Source organism: Eubacterium sp. LMAG:50 (assembly GCF_008680265.1).
GTDB lineage: Bacteria > Bacillota > Clostridia > Lachnospirales > Lachnospiraceae > Eubacterium_U > Eubacterium_U album.
Genome location: NZ_NALP01000006.1, coordinates 504,919 through 527,696 on the forward strand (window position 1 = coordinate 504,919; position 22,778 = coordinate 527,696).

At 32.2% G+C, this 22,778-nt stretch carries 18 protein-coding genes and 7 tRNA genes; 1 reads left to right on the plus strand and 24 read right to left on the minus strand.

Features of this window, described 5'->3' with window-relative positions; genetic code table 11:
• Nucleotides 1–300: 300 nt before the first annotated feature.
• The 10 genes from CCC31_RS05075 to CCC31_RS05120 form a co-directional block, all read right to left on the minus strand.
• A complete protein-coding gene (locus CCC31_RS05075) occupies nucleotides 301–2,070 on the minus strand; it encodes an ABC transporter ATP-binding protein (protein WP_290850040.1) in 1,770 nt (589 codons plus the stop codon).
• Complete coding sequence (locus CCC31_RS05080) at nucleotides 2,060–3,796, minus strand: ABC transporter ATP-binding protein (RefSeq protein WP_022088232.1); 1,737 nt, start codon at nucleotides 3,794–3,796, stop codon at nucleotides 2,060–2,062. Before CCC31_RS05080 ends, CCC31_RS05075 begins: the two co-directional genes overlap by 11 nt.
• Before the next feature lie 111 nt (nucleotides 3,797–3,907).
• The gene (locus tag CCC31_RS05085) at nucleotides 3,908–5,134 is read right to left on the minus strand and encodes a DUF4317 domain-containing protein (protein ID WP_022088231.1); all 1,227 of its coding nucleotides are present in this window, start codon (nucleotides 5,132–5,134) and stop codon (nucleotides 3,908–3,910) included.
• A 288-nt stretch (nucleotides 5,135–5,422) separates the two neighbouring features.
• Complete coding sequence (locus CCC31_RS05090) at nucleotides 5,423–5,941, minus strand: DUF4364 family protein (RefSeq protein ID WP_022088230.1); 519 nt, start codon at nucleotides 5,939–5,941, stop codon at nucleotides 5,423–5,425.
• A gap of 7 nt (nucleotides 5,942–5,948) precedes the next feature.
• Entirely contained in the window at nucleotides 5,949–6,536 is a 588-nt protein-coding gene (yihA, locus tag CCC31_RS05095) for a ribosome biogenesis GTP-binding protein YihA/YsxC (protein ID WP_022088229.1), read from the minus strand.
• A 31-nt stretch (nucleotides 6,537–6,567) separates the two neighbouring features.
• On the minus strand, nucleotides 6,568–8,886 hold the full coding sequence (gene lon / locus CCC31_RS05100; RefSeq protein WP_290850044.1) for an endopeptidase La: 2,319 nt from the start codon (nucleotides 8,884–8,886) through the stop codon (nucleotides 6,568–6,570).
• Between the two features lie 15 nt (nucleotides 8,887–8,901).
• Entirely contained in the window at nucleotides 8,902–10,206 is a 1,305-nt protein-coding gene (clpX, locus tag CCC31_RS05105) for an ATP-dependent Clp protease ATP-binding subunit ClpX (protein ID WP_117910327.1), read from the minus strand.
• Between the two features lie 62 nt (nucleotides 10,207–10,268).
• Complete coding sequence (gene clpP, locus CCC31_RS05110; protein ID WP_022088226.1) at nucleotides 10,269–10,850, minus strand: ATP-dependent Clp endopeptidase proteolytic subunit ClpP; 582 nt, start codon at nucleotides 10,848–10,850, stop codon at nucleotides 10,269–10,271.
• 25 nt (nucleotides 10,851–10,875) lie between these two features.
• On the minus strand, nucleotides 10,876–12,156 hold the full coding sequence (gene tig / locus CCC31_RS05115) for a trigger factor (protein WP_290850047.1): 1,281 nt from the start codon (nucleotides 12,154–12,156) through the stop codon (nucleotides 10,876–10,878).
• A gap of 290 nt (nucleotides 12,157–12,446) precedes the next feature.
• On the minus strand, nucleotides 12,447–12,998 hold the full coding sequence (locus tag CCC31_RS05120; protein WP_022088224.1) for a DJ-1 family glyoxalase III: 552 nt from the start codon (nucleotides 12,996–12,998) through the stop codon (nucleotides 12,447–12,449).
• A gap of 179 nt (nucleotides 12,999–13,177) precedes the next feature.
• Here CCC31_RS05120 and CCC31_RS05125 point away from each other — a divergent pair, with 179 nt between their 5' ends.
• The gene (locus CCC31_RS05125) at nucleotides 13,178–13,627 is read left to right on the plus strand and encodes a CYTH domain-containing protein (RefSeq protein ID WP_022088223.1); all 450 of its coding nucleotides are present in this window, start codon (nucleotides 13,178–13,180) and stop codon (nucleotides 13,625–13,627) included.
• 103 nt (nucleotides 13,628–13,730) lie between these two features.
• On the opposite strand, the gene CCC31_RS05130 is transcribed toward CCC31_RS05125, so the two are convergent.
• The 14 genes from CCC31_RS05130 to CCC31_RS05195 all read right to left on the minus strand — a co-directional run bounded on the left by CCC31_RS05130 (nucleotide 13,731) and on the right by CCC31_RS05195 (nucleotide 22,758).
• On the minus strand, nucleotides 13,731–14,597 hold the full coding sequence (locus CCC31_RS05130; RefSeq protein ID WP_022088222.1) for an RsiV family protein: 867 nt from the start codon (nucleotides 14,595–14,597) through the stop codon (nucleotides 13,731–13,733).
• A gap of 11 nt (nucleotides 14,598–14,608) precedes the next feature.
• Nucleotides 14,609–15,217 carry a sigma-70 family RNA polymerase sigma factor gene (locus CCC31_RS05135; RefSeq protein ID WP_022088221.1) on the minus strand — a complete coding sequence of 203 codons (609 nt, stop codon included), beginning with the start codon at nucleotides 15,215–15,217 and terminating at the stop codon, nucleotides 14,609–14,611.
• 26 nt (nucleotides 15,218–15,243) lie between these two features.
• Nucleotides 15,244–17,085 (minus strand): acyltransferase family protein, encoded by a 1,842-nt coding sequence (locus CCC31_RS05140; protein ID WP_290850051.1) that lies wholly within the window; start codon nucleotides 17,083–17,085, stop codon nucleotides 15,244–15,246.
• 237 nt (nucleotides 17,086–17,322) lie between these two features.
• A complete protein-coding gene (locus CCC31_RS05145; RefSeq protein WP_290850053.1) occupies nucleotides 17,323–19,404 on the minus strand; it encodes a hypothetical protein in 2,082 nt (693 codons plus the stop codon).
• A gap of 174 nt (nucleotides 19,405–19,578) precedes the next feature.
• Nucleotides 19,579–19,658 (minus strand) — tRNA-Leu (locus CCC31_RS05150).
• 48 nt (nucleotides 19,659–19,706) lie between these two features.
• Nucleotides 19,707–19,779: transfer RNA gene (locus CCC31_RS05155), tRNA-Lys, on the minus strand.
• A gap of 29 nt (nucleotides 19,780–19,808) precedes the next feature.
• A tRNA-Gln gene (locus CCC31_RS05160) sits at nucleotides 19,809–19,880 on the minus strand.
• Nucleotides 19,881–19,888: 8 nt separating this feature from the next.
• Nucleotides 19,889–19,962 (minus strand) — tRNA-His (locus tag CCC31_RS05165).
• A 28-nt stretch (nucleotides 19,963–19,990) separates the two neighbouring features.
• Nucleotides 19,991–20,064: transfer RNA gene (locus CCC31_RS05170), tRNA-Arg, on the minus strand.
• Between the two features lie 78 nt (nucleotides 20,065–20,142).
• Nucleotides 20,143–20,213: transfer RNA gene (locus CCC31_RS05175), tRNA-Gly, on the minus strand.
• A gap of 4 nt (nucleotides 20,214–20,217) precedes the next feature.
• Nucleotides 20,218–20,292: transfer RNA gene (locus tag CCC31_RS05180), tRNA-Pro, on the minus strand.
• 130 nt (nucleotides 20,293–20,422) lie between these two features.
• Nucleotides 20,423–20,911, minus strand: coding sequence for a metallophosphoesterase (locus CCC31_RS05185; RefSeq protein ID WP_147339825.1), 489 nt, complete (start codon nucleotides 20,909–20,911; stop codon nucleotides 20,423–20,425).
• A 41-nt stretch (nucleotides 20,912–20,952) separates the two neighbouring features.
• Nucleotides 20,953–21,549, minus strand: a complete 597-nt coding sequence (locus CCC31_RS05190) for an XTP/dITP diphosphatase (RefSeq protein WP_022089055.1) — start codon at nucleotides 21,547–21,549, stop codon at nucleotides 20,953–20,955.
• Between the two features lie 51 nt (nucleotides 21,550–21,600).
• Nucleotides 21,601–22,758, minus strand: a complete 1,158-nt coding sequence (locus CCC31_RS05195; protein WP_022089054.1) for a class I SAM-dependent RNA methyltransferase — start codon at nucleotides 22,756–22,758, stop codon at nucleotides 21,601–21,603.
• Nucleotides 22,759–22,778: the final 20 nt, after the last annotated feature.

The following is a 22,778-nucleotide window of genomic DNA, read 5'->3' on the forward strand; positions in this document are numbered from 1 at the left end:
GAAAACGCAGTCTTTTTTATGAATCGCCAAAATATGAGAAAATAGCCCGATAGGGTGGTTTTCGAATATTTTGTAGAATTGCGAGAGTTCGAAGAACGTAGCAATTCGTGTTATATATTTATATAAGAATATTCATAGTCCGATAGAACTGTTTTCTCATATATTTTGTAGAATTGCGAGAGTTCGAAGAACGTAGCAATTCGTGTTATATATTTATATAAGAATATTCATAGTCCGATAGAACTGTTTTCTCATATATTTTGTAGAATTGCGAGAGTTCGAAGAACGTAGCAATTCGTGTTATACGTTGAACTGTGCCATATACAAATTATAATATGCACCTTTCTTTTCCAATAATTGTCTATGATTTCCTTCTTCTATTATCTTTCCATTATCAACAACAAATATTCTATCTGCTCTCTTTATTGTAGATAATCTGTGTGCAATTACAAAAGAAGTTCTTCCTCTCAACAATTTATCAATCCCTTTTTGAACTATTAATTCTGTTTTTGTGTCTATACTTGATGTTGCTTCATCAAGTATAAGTATTTTAGGTTTTGAAACCATTGTTCTTGCCAATGCTAAAATCTGTTTCTGACCTATAGATAATCCTCCACCACGCTCTAACAACTCAGTATCATAGCCTTTATCAAGCTTCATTATAAATTCATGAGCATTAACAGCTTTAGCAGCTTCGATTATTTCTTCATCTGTTGCATCTAATTTTCCATATCTTATGTTATCTTTGACAGTTCCTGAAAAAATAAAATTTTCCTGCGTCATTGTTCCAACCTGTTTTCTAAGGCTTTCTATCGAAACATCTTTTACATCATAACCATCTAACAACACTCTTCCTTCATTTGCATCATAAAATCGACTGATAAGATTTATTATAGTTGATTTTCCTGCTCCTGTAGGTCCAACTATCGCTATCGTTTCTCCCGGTTTAATAACAAAGCTTACATCATCTAATACTTTTTCTTCATCATATCCAAATGTAACATGGTCAAATGTAACTTCACCCTTTATATCAGGTAAATCGACAACACCTTTCTCATCCTCTATTTCAGGCTTTGTATCTAAAATTTCAAATATTCTTTCTGCTCCTGCAATATTTGTTGTTATCTGATTATAGAAATTGCTTAAATTATTAATAGGCTGCCAAAACATATTAATATATGTTCCAAATGCCAAAAATGTACCTACAGAAATATTTTCATCTTTCAATACAACAATTCCTATAAAATATAATGCAACACATCCAAATCCCCATGAGAAATCAATAACAGAACCAAAACAGTCACTTAATCTTACAGCTGATCTGAATGATGATTTATGTTCATTTAGTAACTCATCAAACGTTTCTTCTGTTTCTTTTTCAGCAGTAAAACTATGAATTATTTTCATTCCCGACATATCTTCATGCAAAAACGCATTTAAATTAGAAGATTTTTTTCTAAAAGTCTGCCATCTTGGATGAGCCTTAACCTGTATCATTGTTATTGCAATTGCCATAAAAGGTGTACTTATAAGTGCTGCTACTGCAAGTTTTGGATTCTTAGAAAACATAATAATAACAACTGCACATACTGTAATAAAATCAGGTATTAATGTTGTTACACAATTTGACAGCACATCTTTTAAGGAATTTATATCTCCGATAATCCTAGATAATATTTTTCCTGTAGGTCTACTATCAAAGAACTTAAATCCAAGTTTTTGTATATGAGTATATAATTCCTGCCTAATTGTAAGTAATATCTGATTACACATTTTAGCCATTATATACATTCTAAGTTTAATGGCAAATGTTGCAATTAAATTGATAATTAACGCTATAATTAATAATTTGTATAAGCCTATATAGTCTTTATTTCCAATATGATTATCTATTGCTGACTCAATTATTAGAGGGTTTATTAAACTTACAACTACACAATATCCCATAAGTATCAAAACTAACACTATTGTCCACTTGTATTTTAACAAATACAAAAGCAATCTTTTAAGAGTTTGAAGTTTACTCTTTTCTACGCTTTTTTCATCTTCTTTATATGAATTATAAGCCATTCACTTCACCCCCTTCTACATCACCATATTGAGATTGATATGTTTCATAATAAAGGCCATGTTTTTCTAACAACTGCTGATGCTTTCCTCTCTCAGCGATAATTCCATCTTTGAGAATTATAATTTCATCAGCATTTTTTACAGCACTAATTCTATGGGCTATTATAACCTTTGTAACACCATCTAATTTCCTTAATGCTTCCTGAATCTGTTGCTCTGTTTCCATATCCAGTGCTGATGTAGAATCATCTAATATCAGTATTGGATTTTTCTTTGCAAATGCTCTCGCTATGCTGATTCTCTGCTTCTGTCCTCCCGACAGTCCAACACCTCTTTCACCTATTACAGTATTATATTTATTTTTCATTTTAGTAGCAAATTCACTTACCTGTGCATTATTTGAAGCTATCTCTACTTCTTCCTCACTTATGTAGTCCTTTTTACCAAGTTTGATATTTTCAGCTATTGTGTCGGAAAATAAAAATACATCCTGCATAACCTGAGAAATGCTTTCTCTTACCTGACTTAGTTTCATATCCCTTATGTCAACATCATCAAGACATATTTTTCCTTTATCAGCATCATAAAATCTTGACATAAGATTAATTATTGTAGATTTTCCCGACCCGGTTTCTCCCATAATTCCAAGTGTTTCTCCAGGTTGTACTTCAAAAGAAACATCTCTTAATATATGTTTTCCTTCTTTTCCATATGCCACATGGTCAAAAGTAATCTTACCCTTAACCTCATCAAGAATTATAGGATTTTCTTTTTCTTTGATTGTTGGTACTTCATTATAAATTTTCTTTAATTTTCTATTAGATGCAATTGCTGATGAGAAACTATTTGTAAGCCATCCAAGCATTTCCATCGGCCACACTATATTATTTGAATATTCTACCATTGCAGCCAATTGTCCCAAAGACATTCTTCCATCAATAACAATTTTCCCGCCTGCGAGTAATGTTAATAGCGGTAAAATTTTTGTTACTACAGAAAAATAAGGATAATATTTTACAAATACTTTTGACTGCTTCATATTCAATTCATAATATCTGTTGTTATGATTCAGAAATTTTTCTATTTCATATTTTTCTCTGGCAAATGCCTTAACTGTTCTGACTCCTGCAAGATTTTCTTCCGCAACAGTATTTAACTCGGCATTTTCTTCGCTTATTTCCTCATACACTGCTCCTAGTTTTCTTTCCATAATTAAAGCAATACATCCACAAAAAATCATGGCTACTGTAGGTATAATCGCAAGTTTAACGTTTGTTGTATACATGCAAAATAATACTATTGATGTATGTATTACCACTTCAATCAACAGCATACTTACATAGCTTAATCCATCCCAGATTTTATCAACGTCATCCTTAATTCTTGACATCAATTCACCGGTATCCGTTCTATCAAAGAAATCCTGGCTCAATTTCTGTGTATGTATAAATAAATCTTTTCGCATAGAACTTGCTATATCAGAACCTAAGCAGTCAAATGTATATTCTTTTATATATTGAAATACCGCTCTTCCTACGCCTATTGCCAAAATTCCTGCAAGTAAATATTTTAATTTGCCTATCTGTCCACCTACAATAACATCATCAATAATATGTTTTGTAAGCTGCGGTGACATTAAATCAAGACTTACTGCAAGAATCATCGAGCCTATTGCCAAAATATATCTAAGTTTATTTTTCCATATATATGCAGATAATTTTTTCACTTCTCCTCCTTTTTATCAGTAGATCTTTTATGTAATTGCAACTCCTCTTTTATAATCATTTTAATGAAGTAAGATTATAAACTCTGAATGATATTGTGCTCTTTAAAAATTTTAACGCTTCACAATATTTATGTTATCTTCTTCCGATACAGGAATCACAATGCACTTTTGTCCTTCAATTAATTGGGTTCTTATTTCATCTTTCTTATCACCTGAAACTCTTACAAAAATTTCATTATCATCTGTCTCCTGTGTTTCTTCTTCGTCATTGTTAATTGTGCTATTTGCAATAGTTTCATTTGCTTCTTCTAACTTTGCTGTAAGTTCTTCCACTTTTGCTGTAAGTTCAATCTTTTCCTTCTTCTCAGCACTTTGTTTCACAATTTTTTGGTCAACAATATTTTCTGCTTCAGGTAATTCTTCACCTAATGTATGCACAAATTCTTCCGCGATACTCTGCGCAACACTTCCCATTACGCCACTTTCAGTAATAACCTGCGCAACAACTTCTTCTGTTAATTTTTCTTCCGGTTTTTCTTCTATTACATCTGCCAAATTTTCATTAACTTTGATCAACACCTCTTTATGGTCATCTTCAGGTACATGCTCTAATAACAAATTATTAAAAATAACCTGTTTTTCTGCATTTGTATGTTTGCTTTCACATCCTAAAATATTATTTACCAATTCTTTATGTGGTTCTTTTGCATCCTTTGAATAGAACATAACATTATGTATATCCGTACTTCTATCTGTAAATGCCGGAAATAAAAATCCGCTTTCCGGAAGTCCGACAATCCAGTCCCTGTCTACTGTTCCAATTCTATTCTCGTCTTTTCTGTATCCAAGTCCCGGTTTACTTAAAGCCACAGGACATATTGAGCATATGATATATTCAAATATCTCTTCTGACTCATCTAACTTATTATTGTCTGTTGTTTTTGTCATTACATCATAAACATCATGGAATAATAAAATTAGATAATTTCCTGTATGTTCATAATTTTCTATTACCATATCATAAAATGACTCAAGCATTTCTTCATTCTTTAACTGACTTGACTTAATTGCCATAAGACTTTGCTGATGTCCTCCCGGTTCCTCTTCAGCTAATGGAAATTCATATTCCATTAAATTATTGCCTATTGTACCTGACAATGTTTTCTTGGCAATTTCAAGGTATTTATAAAATTCTTCTTCCTCTAATCCCAAGAAATTTTCATCTATATTTACAATCTTATTTTTTTCTCCATCCACATAACATCCTGTCATTTTTGTAAATGTACAGCCATCTTTTGTCATTCTTCTTTTTAATTCTAATATTCCTTTTTTATCCATCTCTCTATTACCATCTAATTATTAATTTTCTTTACAACCAACTCTTTGTTTTTATTTGTAGTTGTCTTTCTATTTAAATAATTACTATTCCTTTCTCTCTTTTTGTCTTAAGTGCATCAATTAACATCGTTTCAAATTATTATACATTTTTATTTATAGTCTATATAAATTTAATACCTATTTTTATTCACTACTCATTTTAATTCATAGTCTTTTTAGCGTATAATTCATATGAACATGATATACATTATTTTTTCTTTACAACAAAACTGACAAAATAGCCAAAGGCTATTTCGTCAGTTTTGTTATAACCATTTCATATATTTCCTGACTTGCATCTTTCCATTTAGCACACATTTTTGCAGCGCTTTCTTTATTTGGTACAGTCAGATTTATTTCAATTAATGTACTTGCATCTTCATTTACCTGACAATGCACAATATAATCTCCATCATTTACTCTATAATAGTCAGAAACTGTTCCGACTTCATTTCTAAGTTCATACTTATTTGTTATCAAAAAAGTATCCATATCATCAATTATTGCATTAGGAATTTTATTTTCAAAAAATTTTAAACTTTCTCTTCCTTCTGATGTTAAATGATAATATGATGTATTTCTTACTGTATCCGAAAACACGAAATTATTTTCGCATAACTCATTTATCGATTCCTGTAATGAAAAGTAATTCGTATACTCATTTTCTAAGAAAAATTCTGAAATCTGTGAATTTGTTAACGGAAAATCAACCTTATTAAGCATGTATAAAATCATTAATTTATACAATGTAGCCGAATCCATTGCCATTTCTTATCTACTCCTTTGTAATCTGATCTATGATATCCCATATTTCATCTCTTCCCTGTTTTGTCTGAGCTGAAAAAGGAATAATAATTGTTCCCGGTTCCACGTTAAGTTTTTCCTTAATTATCTTTACATTTTTCTGAACCTGGCTTCTTTTTATTTTGTCCAGCTTTGTTGCAATAATAATCGGATAGAACCCATTTGCCAAGATCCATTCATACATTTCTACATCATTAGTTGACGGTGCATGTCTAATATCTACCAATAAGAACACACATTGTAACTGCTTAGAGTTTCTCAAATATCTTTCAATTAACTTTCCCCATTTTGCCTTAACTTCTTTTGATACACTTGCATATCCATATCCGGGCAAATCAACATAATATAATTCATCATTAATATTATAGAAATTAATTGTTTGTGTTTTTCCAGGCTGTGAAGATGTTCTAGCCAATGATTTTCTATTCATTAACGCATTTATCAATGATGATTTACCTACATTTGATTTACCGGCAAAAGCTATTTCAGGTTTATCATTGTCCGGAATTACGCTTGTAACTCCACAAACTTTTTCTAATTCTACACTCTTTATTATCATGTTGATTTACCTTTCTATTTATATGTCGTTATTATTTAACTAACGCCTGTTTCAATACTTCAGTCATTTCTGAAACATATACTATTTTTAATCTATCAGTAATTTCAGTTGAGAATTCTTCTACGTCAGTTTTATTTTTCACCGGCACAAGTACTTTTTTCATTCCCGCATCTTTTGCTGCCAACAATTTTTCTTTAAGTCCACCTATAGGAAGAACCTTTCCTCTAAGAGTAACCTCACCTGTCATTGCTAAATATCTGTCTACAGGAATATTTGCAATAGCTGAAACTATTGCTGTTGACATAGTTATACCCGCTGATGGTCCATCTTTTGGAACTGCACCTTCCGGAATATGCATATGTATATCATTCTCTTTAAAGAATTTACTGTCAACGCCATATTCTTTGGCAACACTTTTTGCATAACTAAGCGCAATCTGTGCTGACTCTTTCATAACATCGCCTAGATTTCCGGTTAAAACCAGTATTCCTTTTCCAGGCATTGTATTTACTTCTATCTGTAATGTGTCTCCACCTACACTAGTCCATGCAAGTCCTCTAACAATTCCAATTTCATTCTTTTCATTTGCTTCATCCTGACGGAATTTTTCTTTTCCTAAATATTTAGTAATATTTTTCGATGTTACTTTAATACTTTTCTTTTCTTTTCCAACTATTATCTTAGCTGCTTTTCTGCAAATTTTTGCAATTGTTCTGTCAAGACTTCTGACACCTGCTTCTTTTGTATAATATTTTATAATTTTATTTATTGCTTCATCAGATATTGTAAGTTGTGATCTTTTCAAACCATTTTGCTCTAATTCTTTCTGAATTAAATGCACTTTAGCAATATGGAATTTTTCATTATCTGTATAACTTGATACTTCAACTATTTCCATTCTGTCTAAAAGCGGTCTTGGAACAGTTGACAAATCATTAGCTGTTGCAATAAACATTACTTTCGATAAATCCAAAGGCACTTCCAAATAATTGTCTCTGAATTTAGAATTTTGTTCTGAATCTAACACCTCTAACATTGCTGCTGCCGGATCACCATGAATACTTTGACCTAATTTGTCAATTTCATCAAGTAAAATAAGAGGATTAGCTGTATTTGCCTGTCTAATAGCAGTTGCAATTCTACCAGGCATAGCTCCAACATATGTTTTCCTGTGTCCTCTTATCTCAGACTCGTCTGTAACTCCTCCTAAACATATACGGACATATTTTTTATTTAATGCCTCTGCAATTGAGCGCGCAATTGATGTCTTACCTGTACCCGGAGGCCCTACTAAGCAAACAATTGGACTTTCGCCTTTATCTTTTGTTAAAACCCTTACAGATAGAAATTCAAGCATCCTTTCCTTTACATCTGTAAGTCCATAATGATCTCTGTTTAAAATTGCCTGTGCATCTTCAACTTTTTGATTTTCTTCCGTGCAGTTATTCCATGGCATATCCAACATAGTTTCAATATAATTTCTTAATACATTACTATCTGCCGGATTACCCGCTGACATACGTAATCTTTTTATTTCTTTTAATATTTTTTCTTTTATTTCATCATCAGCATTTAACTTTTTAGTTTTTTCAATCATCTCGTCAATATCTGACGTAGCATCATTTTCGCCAAGTTCATCCCTGATGACTCTCATTTGTTCTCTTAAAATATGTTCTCGCTGATTTTTATCTATATTTGTTTTAACTTTTTCTATAATTTCAGCTTTTACCTGACTTATTTCATTTTCAATACTGAAAAATGACAAAATCACTTCATATCTTTCAAGTAGTGTATTTGCCTCTAAATATTTCTGCTTTGTTTTAAAATCCATTCGGATTCTCATAATAATCTGAAGCATTGTACCACTTAATGACTCCTGATTATCAATATTTTTTATTCCAACAGGTGTCAATTCATGATTAATACCATCATAAAGTGCTAATTCATCCTTAAGTTCTCTTAATAATGCAATTTCTCTAACCTGAGTAATTTTTTCATCCGGCTCTTTAATTATTTCAATATCGCCTTTAATACATGAATTTTCTTCATTGTAAGAATGAATTATTCCTCTTTCTTTTGCTTCAACCATCACACGCACTATCCGGTCAGGCATCTTATTAAGTTGTTTTACTTCAACAACAGTTCCTACTTTATAAACGTCATCAAAACCCGGTGCGTCTACCACCGGGTCTTTTTGTGTTACTACAAATAATTTTTCGCCTGTCGTCACAGCTTCATTCGCTGCTGCAATAGACTGTTTTCTGCTGACGTCAAAATGAACTGTCGTTCCCGGCAATATTGTTAATCCTCTAAGTGGTATTACCGGCAAATTTAACATTTCGTCTGGCATTTCTACTCCCTTACATTAAGCTGGTTGAATCTGTTCGTTCTTTGCTTTCTTATTTGCTCTTTTTATTTTCGCATCCAAATTATTTTTGTACTTTAACTCAGGATCTGCTAACTGGTTTACTACATCTTCATTAATAATGCATTCCTCGATTGTTTCATCTGAAGGTGTTTCATACATTACATCTAATACTGTCTGCTCCATAATTGCTCGCAATCCTCTTGCCCCTGTCTTTCTTTCAAACGACTTTTTAGCAATTGTCTTTAAAGCTTCATCCGTAAATGTTAATTTTACTCCATCAAGTTCAAATAACTTTTCGTACTGTTTTACAATCGCATTTTTTGGTTTTGTTAAAATTTCCACTAATGCATTTTCGTCTAATGATTTTAATGCAACTGTTACAGGCACACGTCCTATAAACTCAGGAATAATTCCAAATTTAACCAAATCCTGTGGCATTACTTCGCCAAATAACGCATCGTTATTCATTTCAGTATTATCTGTTATTTCAGAATTAAAACCAATTGCTTTCTGATCCATTCTGTTTTCAATAATTTTTTCTAATCCATCAAATGCTCCTCCACAGATGAACAAAACATTTGTTGTATCAATCTGAAGCAATTCCTGATGTGGATGTTTTCTTCCTCCCTGAGGTGGTACACTTGCTACTGTTCCCTCTAAAATCTTAAGTAATGCCTGTTGCACACCTTCACCTGAAACATCTCTAGTGATTGATACATTTTCAGATTTCTTTGTTATTTTATCTATTTCATCAATATAGACAATTCCATATTGTGCTTTTTCAATATCATAATCCGCTGCCTGAATAAGTTTAAGTAATATATTTTCTACATCTTCTCCAACATATCCTGCTTCTGTCAAAGTAGTTGCATCAGCAATTGCAAACGGTACATTAAGAATTTTTGCTAAAGTCTGTGCTAAATATGTCTTTCCGGAACCTGTTGGTCCTAACATAAGAATGTTTGATTTCTGTAATTCTACATCCAAATCATTTCCTGCCAATACTCTCTTATAATGATTGTATACAGCTACTGAAAGAACCTTTTTTGCCTCATCCTGTCCTATAACATATGAATCCAAAAATTCTTTTATTTCTTTTGGTTTAAGTAAGTTGATGTCATCTGTAACAGCACTATCCTGCGCATGGTATACCTCTTCTTCAACAATTTCTGCGCAAGTCTCTACACATTCGTCACATATATATACTCCTTCCGGGCCTGCAATCAGTCTCTTTACCTGATACTGAGATTTACCACAGAATGAGCAGCGTACATTGCTATCATCAAAATTTTTACCTGCCATCATAACCTCTTTCTAATTTTAACAATAAGGCACCACTAATGCGGTGCCTTATAAATTACATTCTATCTTGTTTCAATAACCTTATCAATCAAACCATATTCCTGAGCTTCTTTCGCTGTCATCCAATTATCTCTGTCTGTATCAGCTTCCACAACCTCAAGTGGCTGACCTGAATTGCTAGCTAAAATTTCATTTAACTTTTTCTTTGTTTTTAAAATATGCTCTGCAGCAATCTGAATTTCAGTTGCCTGTCCCTGAGCACCACCAAGTGGCTGGTGAATCATAATTTCTGCATTAGGAAGTGCGTAACGTTTTCCTTTTGTACCGCTTGATAAAAGGAATGCGCCCATACTTGCTGCCATACCGATACATGTAACTTCAACATCACACTTGATATATTTCATTGTATCATATATAGCCATTCCTGCAGTAACTGATCCTCCCGGACTGTTAATATAAAGATGGATATCTTTACTTGGGTCCTCGGATTCAAGGAATAATAACTGTGCTACAACTATACTTGCTACAGCATCATTAATCTCTTCACCAAGAAATATAATTCTGTCTTTTAATAATCTTGAATAAATGTCATACGAACGTTCGCCTCGGCTAGTCTGTTCAATGACGTAAGGTACTAAACTCATGTGCCATACCTCCTGTTTCTGTTATTTATTTTGCAGCGTCAACTACTAACTTAGCAGCCTTCTGTACTGCGATGTCTTTCTTAATTGTCTCTTTATCAGCATCTGTTGTGAACTGCTTAATCTGATCAAGTTCCATATTGTACTGTTTAGCCATTTCTTCTAATTCTTTTTCGAATTCTTCATCTGAAACTTCGATGTTTTCAGCCTTAACAACTGCTTCTAATACAAGTCTTGCTTTAATTCTTTCTTCAGCCTGTGGTGTTACCTGTTCAAGTAACATTTCAGGTGTTGAACCTGTAAACTGCATATACTGTTCAAAAGAAATTCCCTGTGACTGTATTCTCTGAGCAAAATCTTCAACCATCTGCTGTGCCTGTGCTTTAATCATCTTTTCATGGATGTCCATCTTAGCATCTTCAACGATTGCTTTAATTACATCAGCTTCTTTCTGCTGTTCTGCTTCTTCTTTCTTCTTTTCTTCAAGGTTCTTCTTAACATCTTCCTTGTATTCAGCAAGTGTATCAAATTCAGATACATCCTGAGCGAAATCATCATCTAATTCAGGAAGTTCTTTAACCTTGATTTCTTTAATATTTACCTTGAACATAGCTGGTTTTCCTGCAAGTTCTTCAGCCTGATACTGTTCTGGGAAAGTAACGTTAACTTCAACTTCGTCTCCTACTTTCTTTCCTACTAACTGATCTTCAAATGTGTCAATAAATGAATGTGATCCAATTGTTAATGGATAATCTTCACCCTTTCCACCTTCAAATGCAACACCATCAACAAATCCTTCAAAATCGATTGTTACCTGGTCTCCATTTTCCACTTCTTTATCATCTGCAGCAACTAATCTTGAGTTCTGTTCCTGAACCTTTGCTAATTCAGCATCAACTTCTTCATCTGTTACTGTTGTATCCTTAGCTTCTACTTCAATTCCTTTGTATTTTCCAAGTTCTACTTCAGGTTTTAATACTACTTCTGCTGTAAAGATAAATGGCTTTCCAGCTTCAATCTGTACGATATCGATTTCAGGCTGAGCAACGATTTCTAATTCACTTTCTGTTGCAGCATCAGCATAAGCTCCAGGAATCATGCTATTTACAGCATCTTCATAAAATACGCCAACGCCATACATCTTTTCAATCATCTTACGAGGTACTTTACCTTTTCTAAATCCAGGAATGCTGAATTTAGATTTAGATTTCTGGTATGCACTTTCTATAGCCTTTTCAACCTCTTCAGTAGGTACTTCAATTGTAAGCTTTGCAGTGTTATTTTCTAACTTTTCAACTTGTAAACTCATCTTAATATTTCCTCCTTGAATATGTAAAATGGACTATGAGTCAGTGTCCATCTTTCTATCTTTTTGATTGCAACAGGGCATACTACACCCTATACGCAGTACAACATTATAACATAAATGCAAGATACTGTCATCATTTTTTTATTAACTTTTTCAACTCTCTTTTTATCAATTATTATTTTTTTATTTAATACTTATATAATATTATTTGTAAACTTTCTCTATATAAATTATAAACTTCTAAGTGTTTTAACTATTGCATTTTATCAATTCTTTATTATGCAGATTTACTATCTATTAAAATGAATTGCTTCAGCAATACTTCCTGCTTTTTCTTCGCTGTCTAATATAGATACCATTTCAAGTCCCATCTCTAATGCTGCTCCTAATCCGTTTGCAGTAACAAACTGTCCATCAGTAACTACGCTTCCACCATATTCTTTGCAATCCATTTCTTTTTCAAAACTTCCATGACATGTAGCTCTTTTATCTTTTAGTAAGCCCAAATGACTATATATACTTGGTGCTGCGCATATAGCTGTAAGATACTTGCCTTCCTTATAATATTTTAATATTGCCTGTTTCAACATATCGCATGCCTCAAGATTAGGTGTGCCCGGTATACCTCCCGGAAGAAAAATTCCGTTTCCTTCATCAAAATTAATATCTTTAATTAATTTATCTGCCTTAATATTTACTTTATGAGAACTTTCAACCATTAATTCATCTGTTACGGATACTGTAACAACATCAATTGTATGGCTTCTTCTCATTAAATCTATTACCATTAACGCTTCTGTTTCTTCAAATCCCTGTGCTAAAAATGCATATATTTTCTTCATGTTATTTATTCCTTTCTATATCATTTTATTAGTTTTATTCTGTACAATCACTTTCTTTATATTTGTACTTTTCTTGCCTTTATTATAGCAAACTGATAATATTATTCTAGTATTTAATGTTTTGTTATACAACTATATTTTATGAAAGGTATTAACGTATTTGTTATAATGGTATTTTTATGGAAATAGAACGCAAATTTATTCCTAAATGTCTTCCTGACAATTTAGACTCTTATGAGCACCACGATATTCAACAGGCTTATTTAAATACTTCTCCTGTTATTCGAATCAGAAAACAGGATGAGGATTATTTTCTTACATATAAAGGTAGCGGAATGATGTCTAGAGAAGAATATAATCTTCCTCTGAATCAAAAAAGTTATTTTCATCTTTTGACAAAAGCCGATGGTAATATTATTACAAAAACACGATATCTCATTCCTCTATTTAATTCTCTAACAGCTGAGTTAGATATTTTCCACGATATATTTGATGGTCGTTTACTGGTAGAAGTCGAATTTAATTCTATCGAAGATGCCAATTCATTTATTCCACCTGAATGGTTCGGAGAAGATGTCACATATGACAAAAAGTATCATAACAGTAATATGAGCAAAGAAATATTGTAATTTTTTCAACTCAACAAAAAAAGGATTTAACGCAATAACTAAAAATTTTTTACCTTTTTAATTATTGCATAAATCCTTTTATTATTACATTAGTCTTTTTTATTTATTTCAAAATATTTTGGATTGTTTTATGTGATATTGTAAACTCTAATGCGCCCATATATGCCGGTGCAACATCTCCTTCTGCAAAACATATAACTAATTCACCTGAATTATTAATATAAAACTGTTGATTTTCATCTATTTTTTCAAATGTTGTATATTTTTCCTCTTCATCTATAAAATATTTATACTGTGAATTTTCTTTCATTTTCTTTTTCATCTGTTTCTTTATATCTTTAGTAATTACATCTACATATTGACTATCTTTTTTAAACAAATCTGTTAATTTTATCACTTGTCCTGTCTTTTTATCAATTGTATAAAAATAGTTTACTTCATAACCATCTGCCTGAGACATATATGCTGACAACTTAATGCAATAATAATCAATTGAATTTGTAACTACAGTATTATTCACCTTTAAAGAAGAATACCCTAAGCCACCAACTTGTTTTCTAAATTCTTTAATAAGTTCATTTGTTTTTTTCTTCATATCCTGATTTATTTTTTCTTCAGATTTATCAGCGTTTTCTCTAATTTCTAATTCCGTATCTTCTGTTTTATTTTTCACTTTTTTCAAATTAATATCTGCATAATTTTTGCCATCATCAAATTTATATTGCCTAAATGTGACCATTTCAAAATATGCACCTACAAAAGGTATTTTTTGCATAGCATATGCTGTTGATTCATTTATATTAGGAATTATTATTGTACATATAATTACTGCTGCAACCGCAACTGCCATATGCCAATAATTCTTTTTTTTAATGCATAAAGAATCTGCCTCTTTTAAATATTTTTCATTAATTCCACTCATAGCTTCCAGCAATTCTAAATTACTGATTTTTTCTTTTTTATTGTCCATGCCTATTCTCCTTAATATATTTCATATCCTTCATTTTCCAAATAGCTCTTTAATTTTCTTCTCATTCTATGCAATAACACTTTTACTGCCGACTCTTTAAGATTAAACCTATCCGCAATTTCTTTTATTTCATCCAAATAAAAATATCTTCGTACAAATATTTGTCTTTTTTGTTTTGGCAGTTTTTCGAGATATTTATTAATTGAATTTTCTAATTCTTTTCTATCCATTTCTTCACTCACATTATTATTCAATAGAATTTCGCACTCATTTAATTCATCTAATGTCTTTTCAATTCTTGAATTAACTCTTTTGCTTGCATTTTCATATTTATATTTATTAATTGCCTGATTTCTTGTTATTTTTCCAATAAACGCTGATAAAATCTCCGGAATTATCGGTGGTATGGAATCCCAAACTTTCAGCCATGTATCATTTATACACTCCTCTGTATCTTTTTCATTTAACAAAATTCTAAAAGCTATTGAATAACAATATTTACCATATTTTTGTTCTATATTTACAATTGCTCTTTCATCCCTTTCAAAAAATTGTTTGATAATAACTTCATCATCCACTATTTCATTTATTTTTTTTTGATTAATTGACGAATTTTTCATTTTAATTTCCTTACTAAAATCTATTTTCAGTTATCCGTATTTATATTATTTAAAATATTATTATATAGCAACGTTGCGTAAGCCTTACACCCCGATTCTGTTAAATGAATTCCATCATTCACAAACCAGTCCTTATGACTTTCTCCATATGTTGACCAATCTATTAAATTCACATTTTTATATTCGTTTACAATGCTTTCAATCATATGATTTGATTCTTCCTGCCACTGCAAATGTTCGCCAAAAACATTTACCCAATATATCTGTCGCTTTGCACCAATAGCTTTAATCAATTCTTTTCCTGTCGAAGAAGAAAATGTTCCATTTGTTCCCAATGCAATAACAACAATATCTCCTAGTTTTCCTTCTCTTTCTAAATTCTTAACAATATCTTTTGCCTGTGATACCTGTCTTGATACTTTTGCATCAATAATTATATTAGGATTTATTTTTTTCAATTCGGCTGATGCTCCTAACAATACAGAATCTCCTATTATTGTAATTTTTTCATTTTTAATTTGCTGCTTTTTTGTTTTTTTCTTTTTTTCATTAGTATAATCTTTATTATTCACTTGTTCATTTTTTAAAGTTACAGGTTCTTGATTATTTGCTATGTCATTATTTTTTTTCTCATAATTGTTTTCATTTTTCATCTCACTTACTACTTTGTTTTCATCAGCTTTTATTAATGTTCTATTCAATACCTTTGACAAGTCACATCTAACAGTCAAAATACACATAATCAAAACTATACATGCAGATAAATAACTCTTAGCTAAATAACTTTTAACAAATTTATTTTTTTTGCCTCTTATTCGATTGGTGTTTAAACGTTTTGTAAAGCAATTTTGAACTATTGCAATACCTAAAATCAACAATATCTGTATTACCCATGATGTGATTCCATAATTTGCCTTATAATATCCAAAGATAAATATAATAGGATACATCCATAAATATATTTCATAACTTATCTTTCCAACAACAGTTAGAGGGCTCTTTTCAATTACTCTACTAAATCCACTGCCAGACATCAGTAAAACAATTAATGCACAAATAACACTATTTACGAACAGTCCTCCTAAATATACATATGCGCTCTGTCCTTCTACAATAAAGTATCCACATATGCATAACACACTTAACATTACTAAAAAAATGTTTTTGGCATATGAAACTATTTTTGACTCGCTATGCTTTAAATTATTTTGTATAATTGCTACAAGCACTCCCATCAAAAGCGAAAACATTCTTGTATCTGTCCCGTAATATAATCTTGATACATCATTTTGTGGGCTATACAAAACACTCATCCACGCTCCGCCAACTAACACTACTAAAGCAAGTATTATTAAAGTTTTCTTTTTAGAAAAGTACTTTTCACCACGTTTTATCATGAAAAATAGTACAGGCCAAACAATATAAAATTGCATTTCTATAGCTATAGCCCATAAATGTGTAAATGGCGACTGGTTACTCATTCTGGCAAAATATGATGCATTTTGTTGAATTTGCCACAAATTATTATATCCTCCAAAAACGCTAATAATTTCACTTGTTTTTCCTTTTAACACTTCCGGTATAAATATCGCTAACATTCCACACACCGAGCATATCATAATTATTAATGGTGGGAAAATTTTCTTTATCCGTTTCATGTAAAATTTTTGAACAGAATATTTTCCATTCGTCACTTCCCATTCTGCCCCTTTATAAATCAAATATCCTGATAAAACAAAAAACATATTGACTCCAAGAAATCCTCCTGGAAATTTGCCTGGTATTAAATGATAAAAAACAACTCCCAGAATTGCGATTCCTCTCATTGCATCTAAACCTTCTATATAATTTTTCTTTTTAGTATTCATTTTTATCCCTTTCTAATTAGTTTTATTATTTTTATCTTATATATCTATAGACACGATAATTTCATATCAGGTTACACTTTTTTTTGAAAAATTATATCTTTTAGTTTTTTTGTGCTAACTAAATAAAAAGCCTCATTAATGTCCCGGCTTCTAATCGTTAGATTTTTTTGTGCTAACTTTTAAAAGTAAGTATACTAATGAGGCTTTTCATTAATTTTTTAATTTCACCACAATCATTTAGTTCCAAAACATTATTAGATTTCTTAAATGACAATATATTCTCATACCTTTTTCATTATCATAATATGTTAATGTGCTCTCAGGTGTAACAGCAATACTTGCTGCAATCGTACTTATAACAGCCCATATCGTACATAATACAAAAACTCGGTATATCCATTTTTTTAGTTGTTCATTCTTCATATTTCCACAAACATAGAACATAACTGCCAATCCCGCCATCATAAACTGCCATGCATAATCACATCCGTATCTTATGGAATAACCATTTTCCCATGTCATTGAAACCATTATTAACGGGAATATAATTCCAGGTATAAGCCATGTCAATGCAAGTTTTATCTTCTCTTTTTTATCAAAATTCTTAGCAAGTTTCGGTGCATATAGAACTGAAAGTATTGGAAGTCCTCTTGCAATCAATCCCATTGTACATGGTGTATCCACAAAATAATACCCATTAAGCTGCATTGAGTCATAATTACCATGTATGAACGGAAATGTTGAATTAATAGTCGGTATAACTAACAATGTATTTACAACAGCAACCATAACCAATTCAATAGTTGATTTTGCCTGAGTAAAATCATTTATTGTTAATGAATATTGAATTCCAAAATCAAAAACACTACCAAATCTTGCATAATTGTACCACATTTGAATTAATCCAAATACAACATAAGGCACACCTGCTGCCAAAACATATTTGATAATCTCTATTGCATTTTTTCCATTTTGCTTATTGTTCTGAATTAATCCATATAAAATCCATATTACACATGCGAAGCACCAGAATACAGCTGTAACTCTTGCAAGAACTGCTAATCCCATAAACAGCGCAGACAAAAACAGGAAACTTTTTTTAATTTTCTTTTTCTGAAAAATTCCACTGTTTATAATAAAGAACATTCCTATCGCTGTAAAGCAAAGTCCTGATGCTGATGCTAATTCGTAAAACTTAGGTCTTACAACATTTAATGTAACTCCACTAATTATCAACGTTGTAAACAATCCCATTATAGTCATCCTAAACGGAATCTTTTTAAACCAGTTTTTTACAACGCTTATATATATTAATGCTATAAAAATCAACGCTATCATACTATAAATGTAAGTCGCTAAGGCCGTAGAAAAATATTTTCCCGTAATCTTATGATATGGCATAAATAACGTTAAAACTGTTGTTATTCCATAATATGAATAATATTTTCCATTATAAAGCAAATGATCCCATTTGTATAATTCTCCCATTGTCGTTCTTTGCGTCCAGTCATACGGATTATCCACATCGAGTAACGCCTGCGGAACAGGATCAAGCAATGATACCTGTCCTTTTTCAAACGCATCAACTAATTCCTGATTTATCTGATTCGTCACAACTTCTTCTGTTTTAAACAAATCATCTGTATACATTTTTGCAATAAATGTAAGTGTTAACGCTGATACAACTACTGCAAATATAACTACCGCCTTTTGACTTTTTTTCTTCAGATTCATTCTTCCATCAAGTCCTGGATATTTAGCAAATACATATCCCAAAACCATTATGATAAATATCATAAAAACTCTGATAAAAGAAAATTTAAATGGAATTTTTTCATTTATAGTCAAACCTGTAATTGTATACCTCTGATTTGCTTCAGATTCTATTTTCATGGTAATCGTATATGTTTCACCTGTAAAACTACAAGTAGCATATTTTGTTTCAGGCATAGATTTAACTATATTCATCTTTTTATTGCTATACCTATCTGAGTCTCTATGTGCGCTTTCTGTATATGCGATACTTACATCTGTTTGTTCTTTTCCACCATCAGCAGATTCCATATTAAACTTTATCGTTTTAACATAATCATTTACCGGAAACTTTACTGCTATTTCCTTGTTCGATGCAGTATATACTCCATTACTCTCACTTGCACCTGTAACCTGTGCTTCCGACACTGGAATTGTCCTTTGATTATATTTACCTCCCAACAACGTAAAGCTCTTATAGTTAAACACAAAAATTTCCAATAAAATGCATATAACTAATGTTATTAATCCAAATCTAAGAACCTTGTCTCTAAATTCTTTTTCCACCTTTTTCTCCTCCATATATATTGGCTTTTCTTATTCTTCGATTCTAATATCCCATGTGAATAGCATAATAAATAATACCATATATCTCCTTTTAATTAAAGGTAGCTTTTTATTTGATTTTTTAGTAATTCTTCAAAAACAAAAAGGATTGTCGCAATCGACAATCCTTTTTCATGCGGGTGACAGGACTTGAACCTGCACGGTCTCCCACCAGAACCTAAATCTGGCGCGTCTGCCAATTCCGCCACACCCGCTAAATCATTTCAAAAAATAACAGGTGTAAGATTTCTTACACCTGTCAGTGAGCCACCGGGGACTCGAACCCCGGACAACTTGATTAAAAGTCAAGTGCTCTACCACCTGAGCTAGTGGCCCATATAATGTTTTACTTGGTTGCCCAATAACTGGGCTAGCTGGATTCGAACCAGCGAATGCAGGAGTCAAAGTCCTGTGCCTTACCGCTTGGCGATAGCCCATTGTGAAAGGTGGCTAGAGGGATTCGAACCCTCGGCCTCCAGAGCCACAATCTGGCGCGCTAACCAACTGCGCTATAGCCACCACAGCATCTGGCTTCTTTCCAGAACAATGTGCCCGAAGGGATTCGAACCCCCGACCCACGGCTTAGAAGGCCGTTGCTCTATCCAGCTGAGCTACGGACACGCACATTCATTAACTTCTAGGTGTTAACCTCTCAGCTTACATAGAGAATCAACTTTCACAAGGCTCTCTAATAAGCAAAGCGGGTGATGGGAATCGAACCCACGTATCTAGCTTGGAAGGCTAGTGTTCTACCATTGAACTACACCCGCGAAGTCGGGGTGACAGGATTCGAACCTGCGACCTCTTGATCCCAAATCAAGCGCTCTAGCCAAGCTGAGCCACACCCCGATTGGTGTTAGTACTTCGCGTCTTCGTTGCTGTTTTGTTCTGTGTTTTTCAGCAGCAACATGATGTATTATATATTATGTATTTCAACTTGTCAACAACTTTTTAAAACTTTTTTTATTTTTTTAATCACTTATTTTTCAAAGTAATTTAGATTGTAAAAAACTTCCCCATTGTCAAGTAATTCCATCAAAATATAACTTGGTTTATGGTTCATCTGTCGCGGTCTTGAAATACTTCCGGGATTTATAACCGTAATGTCATCTCCCTGAATAATTTCCGGAACATGTGTATGTCCATACATCGCAATATCACAACCTTCTTCTAAAGCTGCATATGACAATCTTTCTATTCCCCATTCAACGCCGTAGGCATGTCCATGGGTCGCGAATATCTTATGACATTCTAGCTCAATTGTCAAGTATAATTTATTATTTGTTTCAAAGTCACAATTTCCACGTACAATTTCAACTGGGAAATTGCACATAGAACGTAGTAATTCATCTTCTCCCTGTATATCTCCAAGATGAATTAACATATCAATATCTTTAGATCTTTTTATTACTTCACTTAAATTTCCCATATTTCCATGCGAATCACTTACAACTAATACTCTCTTCATATTAACACCACTTTCAAACACTAACTTTATTCGTTTATCAATTACTGCAATTCTTCCTCAAGTATCTTTTTTACCTGTTCTAAAGCTTTTCCTCTATGACTAATACTATTTTTTAGTTCAGGCTCCATTTCACCTGTTGTCAACCCATATTCAGGCACATAAACTATTGGATCATATCCAAATCCATTTGTTCCTTTTTCCTTATAATCTATTACTCCCTCAATAGTTCCTCGACATGTCCTTATTCTTCCATCAGGAAATGCTACAGCCATTGCACACACAAATCTGGCACTTCTGTCACTTCCCTCTACTCCTTCAAGTCTTCTAATAATGTCGGCATTTTTTTCTGAATAAGGTGTATCTTCCCCTAAATATCTCGCTGAATAAATTCCTGGTTCTCCATTTAAATAATCAACCTCGAGACCTGAGTCATCTGCTAAAGCTATTTTTCCTGTCATTTCCATAATTGTTTTTGCTTTAATTATTGCATTTTCTTCAAATGTACTTCCATCTTCTACAATATCTACATCTAAGCCAATATCCTTTAAAGTTAACAATTTCAAATCAGGATTATTGCACATCATTCCTACTTCTCTTACTTTATTTTGATTTGTTGTTGCAAAAATTATTTCTTTCATTTTTATCTCTCTCCTATCTTTTTTCAAACAAATATTAAAGCATTCCGCCATTTATCGCAAATTTTCCTTCTTTTTAGGCGGTTTTGGTCCCATAAACTGATAAAAATATGTTTTAATCATTCCATTGTATATTTTTCTATTTTTAGTTGCTTTTAACCCCATATATTTTTCAGTATCTTCATATGACGTTATTACAAATGCAGACCAACTGTCAAGTGCCTTGTACTGTCTCCCTAATGCCTGATATATTGGAGGCAATTGTTCTTTTTCTTCTAATCTTTCTCCATAAGGTGGATTTGTTATAATAAACCCATATTTTTTGCTGTGTCTTAATTCACTAACCGGTCTTCTTTGGAAATGAATCAAATGGTCTACACCTGCTAGTTCAGCATTTTTTCGGGCAAATTCTACCACTTCTCCATCTATATCATAGCCTTGAATATCTACTTCTATATCATCATTTATCATATCATTTGCTTCATTTATTGCGTCATACCATAATTTCTTTTCAATAAGATTATCCCAGTTTTCTGCAGTAAATTCTCTATTCATTCCTGGTGCAATATTTGCTGCTATTAACGCTGCCTCTATTGGAAATGTTCCACTTCCACAAAATGGATCAACTAAAATTCTGTCTTTGTTCCAAGGTGTAAGCATTATTAATGCTGCTGCCAAAGTCTCTGAAATAGGTGCTTTTGCCGTATTTTTACGATATCCTCTTTTATGTAAAGAATCACCTGAAGTATCAAGCGCTATAATAGCTTCATCCTTGTAAAAAACAACTCTTAAAGGATACTCATTTCCTGTTTCTGCAAATCTGTTTACTCTATACTTTAATTTCAATTTCTCTACCATAGCCTTTTTTACAATTCTTTGTATATCAGAAGGACTAAATAACTTACTTTTTATAGAGCTTGCCTTTTTCACCCAGAATTTTCCATCCTCAGGTATATACTCTTCCCAATCCATAGCTTTTACGGCTTCAAACAATTCGTCATAAGTTGTCGCCTTAACTCGTCCTACCTGAAGTAACACTCTCTCTGCAGTTCTCAAAAAAACATTTGCCCTACATACAGCTGAAATATCTCCCTCAAATGTGACTCTTCCATCTTCAACTTTAACGATATCATATCCTAAATCCTGAATTTCTCTTTTAAGTACCGCTTCAATTCCAAAATGGCACGGTGCAACAAAATTATATTTTTTCATATGCTATTCCTTTTCTTTTT

Coding starts and splice junctions, on each gene's coding strand:
- yihA (WP_022088229.1), bottom strand. CDS start 6,536: ATGATAATAAAGAGTGTAGAATTAGAAAAAGTTTGTGGAGTTACAAGC.
- lon (WP_290850044.1), bottom strand. CDS start 8,886: ATGCCAGACGAAATGTTAAATTTGCCGGTAATACCACTTAGAGGATTA.
- tig (WP_290850047.1), bottom strand. CDS start 12,156: ATGAGTTTACAAGTTGAAAAGTTAGAAAATAACACTGCAAAGCTTACA.
- CCC31_RS05120 (WP_022088224.1), bottom strand. CDS start 12,998: ATGAAGAAAATATATGCATTTTTAGCACAGGGATTTGAAGAAACAGAA.
- CCC31_RS05130 (WP_022088222.1), bottom strand. CDS start 14,597: ATGGACAATAAAAAAGAAAAAATCAGTAATTTAGAATTGCTGGAAGCT.
- CCC31_RS05140 (WP_290850051.1), bottom strand. CDS start 17,085: ATGAATACTAAAAAGAAAAATTATATAGAAGGTTTAGATGCAATGAGA.
- CCC31_RS05190 (WP_022089055.1), bottom strand. CDS start 21,549: ATGAAAGAAATAATTTTTGCAACAACAAATCAAAATAAAGTAAGAGAA.
- CCC31_RS05125 (WP_022088223.1), top strand. CDS start 13,178: ATGGAAATAGAACGCAAATTTATTCCTAAATGTCTTCCTGACAATTTA.
- CCC31_RS05195 (WP_022089054.1), bottom strand. CDS start 22,758: ATGAAAAAATATAATTTTGTTGCACCGTGCCATTTTGGAATTGAAGCG.
- CCC31_RS05185 (WP_147339825.1), bottom strand. CDS start 20,911: ATGAAGAGAGTATTAGTTGTAAGTGATTCGCATGGAAATATGGGAAAT.
- clpP (WP_022088226.1), bottom strand. CDS start 10,850: ATGAGTTTAGTACCTTACGTCATTGAACAGACTAGCCGAGGCGAACGT.
- CCC31_RS05085 (WP_022088231.1), bottom strand. CDS start 5,134: ATGGATAAAAAAGGAATATTAGAATTAAAAAGAAGAATGACAAAAGAT.
- CCC31_RS05135 (WP_022088221.1), bottom strand. CDS start 15,217: ATGAAAAATTCGTCAATTAATCAAAAAAAAATAAATGAAATAGTGGAT.
- clpX (WP_117910327.1), bottom strand. CDS start 10,206: ATGGCAGGTAAAAATTTTGATGATAGCAATGTACGCTGCTCATTCTGT.
- CCC31_RS05090 (WP_022088230.1), bottom strand. CDS start 5,941: ATGGCAATGGATTCGGCTACATTGTATAAATTAATGATTTTATACATG.
- CCC31_RS05075 (WP_290850040.1), bottom strand. CDS start 2,070: ATGGCTTATAATTCATATAAAGAAGATGAAAAAAGCGTAGAAAAGAGT.